Origin of the sequence: Psychrobacter sp. AOP31-B2-9, assembly GCF_052378005.1 — a bacterium.
Classification (GTDB): Bacteria; Pseudomonadota; Gammaproteobacteria; order Pseudomonadales; family Moraxellaceae; genus Psychrobacter.
In genome coordinates this window covers 21,986-32,709 of sequence record NZ_JBQSXG010000023.1, presented here as the reverse complement: position 1 = coordinate 32,709, position 10,724 = coordinate 21,986, and the positions used below count along the sequence as shown (strand labels likewise).

Below are 10,724 nucleotides of genomic sequence, written 5' to 3'. Positions count from 1 at the left end.
TTCTTGGATTCAAGAAAGGGCCTTTTTTATGCTTATCGCCCATTCAATTTTAAAATAATAAGTACTGTTATTTTCGCCCATTTCACTTTTCATGATTAAATCAGTTGCCAACTCCCTTTAGCATCGCGTTTACCCATGACCGCCAACACCAATACTAGGCTCAATATCAGTAATAAGTACCAAGAACCCAGCTTACCCCAACCGACCATTTGCCATGAGCCCACTTGTGAAGGATAACGCCAAATATTAGCAAAAGTAGCAATATTCTCTGCTAACCAAACCAGAAATGCGAGAAACAATAGTAATGGTAAAAATGGTAATTGGTATTGCTTGGCACTACCTGCCTGCAAATTATTCTCACTATTAATTTGAAAAAATATTTTGGTTTTCCAGAATAAGATGAGTGAAGCTACGAACAGCACATTGCGAATATCAGGTACAAAGAATTTAGTAAAAAAGTTAGCATAAGATGAAACAACCAATAAAATCACCCATACTAAATTTGGCAAATTGGTAAAAGACACGTTAAACAGCCTTAACCCACGCGCTAAAAAACTGCCTACCGCCGAATACATAAAACCTGCAAAAAGCGGCACATTGGCAATTCTAAAAATCGCTTGCTCAGGATAGCACCAAGAGCCGATTTTGGGATGGGTCAAAAACAGCTCCATTGCCATGGCAATAATATGAAAAATAGCAATGACCCATACTTCACGAGGTGCTTCTAACTTTAAGCACACCAAAAGCGCTTGAACAATTAAGGCATATGCTAATAAAACATCGTAGCGATAAATCCCAAAAACTGGCCAGCTCATATAATGAGTCAGCACAAAAGCCAATAACAAAAGGATTCCAAATAAAGCAGAGGCTAAGGCCAGTATGCTGCCACGTAAAATAGTTTTTAACACCTCAGACTGACGCTACTATCATATCAACTACCGACTCGTGAAAAAACTCATTGCTATATTCATCCATGATATCAATAAACGTACTAGTATGATAATCACCTTAAAATATATTAAAATGCATTCAATTGAATAAATAACGTTTTTTTAACGTCTTATGGTATAACATTGGGTTATTCTATGCCTTACCTTTGAGGGCTGCGCATAATAAATGCACGACGCTCACCCTTTAAAGTCAAACCATGAACGAAAATACCATCTTTGTGAGTAGTCGCGCTCACTGTACTACTCAAGATTGGTGATAGTTTTACCGTACTCATTAATATGGATATTAGTTATGCCCTCTATAAAAAAAAATAACTCACTCTACGAAAAGCTCCATGATAAATTACCTCCTGTCGGAAAAGCTGCTTCTTTTTTGACTGGTGCTAGCGTCCTCACTGCCAATAGTGTCTTCGTTGGTATACCTATTTGGACGTTGGGCGCGACCAAAGTATTGACCAAGTCAAAATACGCTGATGATGCACTCATTGCAATTACTAAATATTGGATTAACAGTAATAACGCTGTAATCAATCATGCGCTACCTCACAAAGACTGGCGTATCAATATGCCGAATGATTTAAGTGAGGACAAACAATATCTACTCGTGAGCAATCATCAATCTTGGGTGGATACCAGTATTGTGCAATACATTAGCCAAGGTAGATTGCCTTTGACACGGTTCTTTACTAAGTTTAATTTGATTTATATTCCTGTTATCGGTCAAGCCTTTTACTTCTTAGACTTTCCGATGATGAAGCGCTTTTCTTCTAAAGCAATAGCAAAAAATCCAGAGCTTAAAAAACAAAATTTAATCGAAGCCAAACGTGCGTGTCGTCAATTAAAAGACAAGCCTTTTGCACTACTTAATTATTTGGAAGGTACGCGCTTCACCAAAGAAAAACATGATAAGCAAGACTCACCTTATCAACACCTATTAAAACCACGTGCTGGTGGTCTGTCATTGGCGATCAATGCATTAGGTGATCAATTGGATTCAATCTTAGATATCACGATCGTATATCCAGATGGGACGCCTGACTATGATGACTTATGGAAAGGCAATATCCGTCGCTTGGGTGTAGATGTGACTCGCTTAAAGATACCCGATGAGTTATTTTCCGCAATTATGGATGGTGGTTATGACCGTGATGAAGCCACGAAAAAAATGATGTTTGATTGGCTAGAAGACATCTGGCAACAAAAAGATGCACGTATGACTAAAATGCTCAGTGAGTTTGAGTAGGCTTTGGCAAAATACTCCATATATTATTGCGAATATTTTATAAATATTATGGTCAAAGTGCTTAGCTATATCACTGTTATATCACTTTGGCTATCCTATTTATTTTTTGTCTTATACTGCCTTTTATTGCTAAGCATCACGCTATATGAACATCCTATTAAGTCATCTATTCCCTTTCTCGCAAAAAAACCCCACCAACATGACAAAAACGAATATACTAATGCCAATTCACTGCGTGAGACGTTGCGCGTGATACCTCATAATAGCTGTATATCTTACATTAAATGAATGATTGGTAATGCTATGAATACTTTTCCGCTATTTTTTAAACTAGAAGACCGTAAAGTGCTTATCGTTGGTGGCGGTGATGTAGCGTTGCGTAAAGCCGATTTACTCAGCCGTGCCGGTGCCTCTATTACGGTGTTAGCGCCCGATATTTGTGATGAACTGCAAGCGTTACTATCTAATAGCAAGCATACACTGATTTATGAAAATTATGATAAAAGTCATATGTCAGGCGCACGAATCATTATTGCAGCAACTGATAACGAACCCCTAAACCATCAGATTCATGCAGATGCCACTGATCTTAATATTCCGGTGAACGTCGTCGATACTCCGCCTCTATGCGATTTCATCTTTCCCGCTATCGTTGACCGCAATCCAATTGTGATTGGCATCTCATCTAACGGTAAAGCACCAGTATTAGCACGCCTGTTACGGGCACGCCTTGAAACGTTAATCCCACAAGGTTATGGCAAATTAGCCAAACTAGCTGGCGAATTTCGCACTGAAGTAAAAGCCAAGATTCCTACACTGACCGGACGTCGACAATTTTGGGAGCGGGCATTTGAAGGCAAAGTTAGCGAGCTAATGTTTGCTGGTAATGAATCTCAAGCTACTGAGCAGCTACAAGCCGACTTAGATAGCACTGCCGCTCATATTGCCAGTGCTCATGAATCACCGATCGACACTGCTGTGACAGCCGCTCCTGTGATCGACAACCCAACCTCTTTGGATGCTAGTACTCCAGTTGGTGAAGTCTATATCGTGGGTGCAGGGCCTGGCGATCCAGAGTTATTAACATTCAAAGCGCTACGCCTGATGCAGCAAGCAGATATTGTCTATTATGATGCATTAGTCTCACCGCAAGTGTTAGATTTATGCCGCCGTGATTCGGATAAAGTGTTTGTCGGTAAAAAACGCAGCAACCATGCGGTCGCTCAGCTCGGTATCAATGAGCTGTTGGTAAATAGTGCCAAAGAAGGTCGCCGAGTGGTTCGTCTAAAAGGTGGCGACCCGTTTATCTTTGGACGTGGCGGCGAAGAGATTGAAAGTTTGCGAGCACATGGCATCCCTTATCAAGTCGTGCCAGGCATTACTGCTGCCAATGCAGCGGCCAGCTATGCAGGGATTCCACTTACTCATCGTGATCACTCGCAATCGGTCCGCTTTGTTACTGGGTTTTTAAAGGCTGGCGCGCCAAACAACAACTTTCAGAGCTTTTTGAACACCGATGAGACGGTTGTGTTTTATATGGGTCTGCACTCTTTGCCTCGTTTGACCGAGGGCTTGGTTGGTGCTGGACGTAGTAGCGATACACCTATTGCCATCGTATCCAATGCCAGTATGCCTAATCAGCAAGTATTGACTGGTACACTTGCCAATATCGTTGAATTACAAGCACAAGCGCAACTACCAACGCCTGCCCTACTGATCATGGGTGATGTCGTTAGCCTGCATGATAGTTTGGCTTGGTACAATCAACAACATGAGCAAAATATATCCGACACCAATAATAACTGGTTACGTGGTGGTACAGCTTCCACGCCAAAATCCGAAACTGCACTACATGAACCTCATGCTCAACAAGCGCATGCCTTGTCGATGGTAGCCAGCCTTGCCACAGAAGATGGTCTAGAGCAACTGATTGTTGATTAATTTAGGTTGTCTAAACAATCAAAAAGCCACGCTAATAATCATTAGCGTGGCTTTTTGATGTATGGATTTTAGCTCATTTTTTTGGTTTTTATTAAAAAACCACTCATAAAATAGTATGAATTTTATAAAGTGGTGTGAAGCGTATAAGGCCAAACGTCATCTTGTGGTACAACCATATACCAATATCTCTCTTCTACCACAGTTAACGGCCTATAAATTAAATGAACAAAAAAGCTGGCATAGAATAAGCGTGGCTGTAGTAGTCCTACACTACTACCCGGTGAAATGTTATGACCGTAAGTCAATTTAACTCCGTCATGGTTTGAAATAAAACCTGAGTGATGTACAAGTAAATGATTACGTCTGATTTCGATATAACCTAACAGGTAAATGATAGTGAAAATTATGATGATGTATTTTTTCATTGTTATTTTACACCGTGATTTATCTTTTAATAACTGTCTATAAACGCTGTGTATTTGATTCGCTTTAAAATTTACATTGTTTTGTTTACATCGTTTCCAAACCTATCGTTATCAACGTATCGATTTTAATCTATACAAGACCTATAGTAGACAAAAGATTATACTTTTTTGTTTAGCTATTACTATTCCTCCAGTAGGAAATGACGTTAAATACCCCTCCAAAGACAGCAAAACCAGACAATTCTTGCTAAAATAATCACTGCATTACTCTTCCTCATTTAGCCAAATTCAGCCAATTATATTAAGTGCCCCTATGCCCGTACTCGCTGCCTTACCATTAACTATTTTGCACACATCCGATTGGCACTTAGGACGACGGCTTTATGGACATATGCGCTATAGCGAATTTGAAGCTTTTTTAAGCTGGCTTGAAGAGACCATCAGTACGCAAAAAGTCGATGTATTAATCGTCGCTGGTGATATCTTCGACACCATGACCCCAAGCAATAGAGCCCAAGCGCTGTACTATGAGTTTTTGGGTAAGGTATCAAAATCTTGCTGCCAACATATCATTATCGTGGCAGGCAATCATGACTCCCCAACATTTTTAGACGCACCCAGTCAAATCCTAAAGTTTTTAAACGTGCATGTGATCGGTACTGCTTGCGATGATGTCAACGATGAAGTGCTGTTGTTAAATAATGCTCAAGGCGTGCCTAGCTGTATTATCGTAGCGGTACCTTATCTGCGCGACCGCGATGTTCGTAGTAGCGGTGCTGGCGAGTCTATGGACAGTAAAGACGCCAGCGTGATTAATGGTATTTGTGCTCATTATGATGCCGTAGCAGCCATTGCCAAATCGCACCAGCAGACCATTATCAAAACACATAATCGTCACATTCCCATTATTGCTACTGGTCATTTATTTGCATCAGGTGGTAGCACCACTGCTGATGATGGCGTGCGTGACTTATATATTGGTAATTTGGGGAAAATCTCTGCCGAAATGTTCGACGAGTGCTTTGATTACGTGGCACTGGGCCATTTGCACGTGCCGCAGCGTGTGGGCGGGCGCGAGCATATTCGCTATTCAGGCTCACCTATTGCCATGGGATTTGGTGAAGCCAAGCAGCAAAAACAGGCCTTACTGATACAATTCGGTGCAGCATTAGACGATATTAAAGAGAATATTGATAACAAAAGCCATCATGAAAGTATAAGTGAAGCTCCAGCGGCGAACCTAACCTCTGATATGGCTCAACTTAGTAATACATCTACCAAGCCTGAGGTATCAGTAGAAAAACCCACGACCAAAAAGGCAGACAGTCAAACCGACTTTATCGATGACTTATTTGGTTTTGATGACGCAATAATAGACGAGTCGATATCAAGCGGAAAGACTAACAACAGCGCTCAGGAAGACATCGGTATTGAAGCAGAGAGTAGTAGTGAAGACAACAACACTGAAGAAAAGGCCACCCAAACAGATATAGCTCAGAGCATCATCGGTATTTCAAAGTCAACGCCTTTAACTTTTGCGTTCGCTGCTCAACTACTCCACCATGATGTTGAACGTCAGATGCAAGTGTTATCCTTACCTATTCCAAGATTCCAAAAATTAGCACAAATATCTGGCGATTTGCAGACTATTCAACAAACAATCGACAGCACCATTCAATCTTTAGCACCGAGCGAATCGGTTTGGCTTGAGCTCATTTATACCGGTGACGATATTGTCAGTGACCTACGTGAGCAAATTCAAGTGATGGTCGATGGCTTGCCTTGTGAGGTATTGAAAATAAAAAACCCTCGTACTTACAACAAGGTATTGAATCAAGAGGCGGCTTCTGAAACCTTACAAGACTTAAATGAGATGCAAGTATTTGAGCGTTGTTTGAGTGCTAATGAGGTGACAGATGCGCAAAAGCTGACCTTACGTGATGCTTACGCACAAATTATTCATAACATTCATAATGACGATACGCAGGCTGAATAATCAAACCTTAAGTATCATGCTTTGAAGCATTAACTTTACTTTAAAATAACAACTGTTCCAATAATGATAAGACCCAACCATGCGCCTAATTGAACTACGACTAAAAAACCTAAACTCTCTAAAAGGTGAATGGCACATCGATTTTACGAATGCCGCTTTTATTAATGAAGGTATATTTGCCATCACAGGACAAACGGGCGCTGGCAAGACCACCATTTTAGATGCGATTTGTTTGGCACTATATAGCCGAACTCCTAGGTTGGGTGATATTACGGGCTCAGCCAATGAGATGATGACCCAAGGTACAGGCGAGTGCTCAGCCGAGGTAGTGATAGAGATCGGTGATAAGCATTATCGCTGCTCATGGTATCAGCATCGAGCGCGCAAAAAAGCCAAAGGTAATTTACTACCCATCAAGCATGAGATCAGTGATGTCAAAAGCGCAAAAGTATTAGAAGAAAAAAAATCAAAAACAGCCGTCTACATCCAAGACTTAATTGGCATGGATTTTAACCAATTTACCCGCTCCATCATGCTGGCACAGGGCAGCTTTGCCGCTTTTTTAAAGTCCGATGTCGCTGATAGAGCGGCCATTCTAGAAAAAATCACTGGTACAGCCATTTATGCCGAGATATCTAAAAACGTGTTTGAAAAAAAACGACACGAAGAAAACCAACTGGCCAAACTACAAGCAGGTATCGACAGCTTACCCTTATTAAGTGATGAAGATGAGGCGCAGCTGCGTGTGGAATTAACCACTCTCAAGCAGGAGCAAGCCGTACAGCGCGAAGCCTTTAAGGAAGTGAGCGATCAACTGCAATGGTTGGATAAAGTCACAGAATTACAGCAAAATCTGACCAAGCACCAAGGATTAATGGCAGACGCGTTGCAAGCGCAGCAAGACTTTGTGCCAGAATCCATGCGTTTGGATGCTGCCAATAAAGCGTTAGAGATTGACAGTCCGTTTCGAGAGCTGACTTATAGCCGCAAAAAAGTGCAAGACCTACAGACAGAAAACACCACCATCACTCAGGAACTACCAACACAACAGGCATCTGTTTTAAAAGCTAATAATGAGTTACACACTGCTACTACCATAGAGGCGCAAGCGACAACAGCACTGAATGACACCCTACCAGTTATCACAAAAGTGCGGGATCTAGATAGCAAAATTAATCAGCAAGCTCGATTGTTAGCAGACGACACCCAACGCAAAAACATGCTGGCTACGAGCATGCAGAACTTACGTCAACAAATCGACACACATCAACAAACCGAAAGTGATATTAAACGTCAGCTTAACCATATAGAAAAATACTTTAGCGACTATCCAGAGCTCAATAATTTAGACAGCGACATACCCACTTTTAATGACAACTGTATTCGATTAAAAAATATTTTAACGAATAATATCAGCCTAACAGCAGACAAAGCCACACAGCATCAGCAAATGCGTGAGCGACAAGACAATGCGGATACATTATCAAAAAAACTAGAGACAGATAAGTCATCAATTTCGCAGCAACGTACGCAACTTGCCAGCTTACAACAGCAGCAAGGTGCTCTGATGAAAGGCCAATCGGTTGCAAGTATGCGCAGCGAGCAAGAACAGATTGGTCAAATAAGCGCTCATATTGAGCAAGTAGGTTTTAAGCTACAGCATTTATCTGAAATATCTGACCAAATCAGTCAGATTGACCTGACACTGCCAGCACTAAATAAAGAGCTGGCTACGTTAGCAGACTCGATTGTCCAACGTCGGTCAAACTTACAAGAAGCTAAATCCAAACAGCAAGAAAAACAGGAGCATCTAAGATTACTACAGAAAGTCGCCAAGCTTGAAGATTACATCATAGAGCTAGAAGACGGTACACCCTGCCCGCTTTGCGGCGCGCATGAACATCCTTATGGTAACGATCATCCATTATTAGATAAGCATGCAGACGGTGATAAACCTCAGTCGCAAATGCAACAAACACTGCAGCAAATAGATGATCTAGATACGTTGATCGAAAATATCGAGCAGACCCTATCTAACGATAATATTAAACATGCGACAAAACAATCAGCCATCAATAGCGAACAGCAGCAGTTAGCGAATCTGCAGACACGAACAACAACTCTAGCCAGTGATATTCAGTCTGTTTTGGTCTCAATACTGCATACTCAAAATACGTATACCCAAGCGCTTGCTGAGATTATCCATCCACTGACTGAGATGAGTGACTTTTATAAAAGCGCTAATGCCTTTGACACGGCTCATATTGAGCATTTTACCGCGATATTAAACAACACCAAACAGCAGCTCAATCAACAAAAGCAGTCGACTCATACCATACTAACTGAATATGATGCTCAGGCAGAACAAATCATAGCGCTTAACAGAACGATTGAGGCCGATGAAAAACAGCAACAGGCGCTGATTAATGAGGTAAACAGTATAACGACTGATATAAAATTGATATCACAAAAAATTGAAGGTATAGATAACCGTATTAATGTTAATTTTGCTGAATTGGCGCCTATTATAACGGCGGTCTGCGCGCAAGTAGATAGATATCCCATTGATAAATACAAAGCGTATTTGAATACAGCACCGAACCGCGCAGACATTCAGGCAGCACTCTCGCAACTACATCATAGTATTCAAACGCAGGCAGTATTAAGTAAGACTGAATGTGACACTCACATCGATCAACTACGCCAGAAAAGCAGTGCGCTAAAGGAATTAAAACAAACCCTTAATGAGCAAACCGACCAACAGCATCAGCTGAATAACAATCTAAGCAGTATCACCGCACAAATTGATACCAAGCAACATCAGCTGGCAAGTGAAGAAGCCGCACTCCAGCAATTAGACACTTTAATTAGCGAGCATACTAAAACGCATCAGCAATTACAGGCAGAGAGACACAGGCTATTTGCAGATAAAAACCCTGATCACGAGAGCAATCGACTACACACAGCGCTAGATGAGGCAAAAAATAAGACCGCTATCGTACAACGGCAGGCCGATAATGCGGCACAGTTGCTGGAGCAATCACAATTGCGCGCGCAGCAATTGGCAAGAGACCTTGATATTGCCACGACCATACTTAATGAGCAGCAAACGAATTTTAACGCGTTATTGGCACAATCACAGTTTACAAGCGAGGCTGATTTTGAGCAGGCACGACTGCCAAAAGAGACGCGTGATGATTTAAAAAACCGCCAGTTTGGTATTGAACAAGCATTAAACCAGACCAAAGCCCAATTACAAGCCACGCAGCAATCATTGGATGATCAGCTTGCCAATCCTTTAACTGATGAACCAAGAGACGTACTCGCTGGCAAGCAGAACCAGCTACAGACAGAGATAGACACTCGTTTTGGTGCATTGGGTGCTATCGAACAACAGCTTACAACTAATGAGCAGCAAAAAACCGTACAGAGCGAGCAGCACACTGCTATCGCTGCACAAAAAGAGACCATGCAAGTATGGCAACAGTTGTATGATTTGATTGGCTCCGCAGATGGCAAAAAATACCGTACCTTTGCGCAAGGCTTAACCTTTCAGGTGATGATTGACCATGCCAATAAACAGCTAACAAAAATGAGCAATCGCTACTTACTCATTCATGATGCAGATAACGCATTAGAGCTTAACGTGGTTGATGATTATCAGGGCGGTGATATCCGCAGTACCAAAAACCTATCAGGCGGTGAAGGTTTTATCATTAGCCTAGCATTAGCACTAGGATTGTCACAAATGGCCAGTCAAAACATACGAGTGGACTCGTTATTTTTGGATGAAGGGTTTGGTACACTAGATGAAGAGTCGCTCGATATCGCGCTTGATACCCTAACCAGCCTGCAACAAGAAGGCAAAATTATCGGTATTATCTCTCACGTTCAAGCGTTAAAAGAACGTATCTTGACGCAAATTAAGGTCGAAAAAATCTCTGGTGGGTTTAGCCAAATTAGCGGACAAGGCTGTCGTAAAGTGGAAGACGCTGCAGCCAGTAAGTAATAGTGAACATCATATCTATAGCCGATCCACTATAAAACAAATACATCGATACGGATTATATTTTGCGCCGCCTCCTGCGTAGGCACAGCAAGAAAGGCGTAACCCGTATCGTGTGGTTGACTCTCTTTTATTTGAAACTGATTATATTCAGTGAATAAAT

The 10,724-nt window shown here is 41.6% G+C and carries 5 protein-coding genes; 4 read left to right on the top strand and 1 reads right to left on the bottom strand.

Going from position 1 to position 10,724, the window contains the following annotated elements:
* Window positions 1-95: 95 nt before the first annotated feature.
* Window positions 96-908 (bottom strand): DUF817 family protein, encoded by an 813-nt coding sequence (locus tag ACT3SX_RS04570; RefSeq protein WP_192519215.1) that lies wholly within the window; start codon window positions 906-908, stop codon window positions 96-98.
* A gap of 334 nt (window positions 909-1,242) precedes the next feature.
* On the opposite strand from ACT3SX_RS04570, the gene ACT3SX_RS04565 reads away from it, so the two are divergent.
* The 4 genes from ACT3SX_RS04565 (at window position 1,243) to ACT3SX_RS04550 (ending at window position 10,564) form a co-directional block, all read left to right on the top strand.
* Window positions 1,243-2,193, top strand: coding sequence for an acetyltransferase (locus tag ACT3SX_RS04565; RefSeq protein WP_192519214.1), 951 nt, complete (start codon window positions 1,243-1,245; stop codon window positions 2,191-2,193).
* Window positions 2,194-2,496: 303 nt separating this feature from the next.
* A complete protein-coding gene (gene cysG / locus ACT3SX_RS04560) occupies window positions 2,497-4,134 on the top strand; it encodes a siroheme synthase CysG (RefSeq protein ID WP_192519213.1) in 1,638 nt (545 codons plus the stop codon).
* A 738-nt stretch (window positions 4,135-4,872) separates the two neighbouring features.
* Window positions 4,873-6,555: an exonuclease SbcCD subunit D C-terminal domain-containing protein gene (locus ACT3SX_RS04555; protein ID WP_192519169.1), complete on the top strand. Its 1,683-nt coding sequence runs from the start codon at window positions 4,873-4,875 to the stop codon at window positions 6,553-6,555.
* 79 nt (window positions 6,556-6,634) lie between these two features.
* The gene (locus ACT3SX_RS04550; RefSeq protein WP_192519170.1) at window positions 6,635-10,564 is read left to right on the top strand and encodes an AAA family ATPase; all 3,930 of its coding nucleotides are present in this window, start codon (window positions 6,635-6,637) and stop codon (window positions 10,562-10,564) included.
* Window positions 10,565-10,724: the final 160 nt, after the last annotated feature.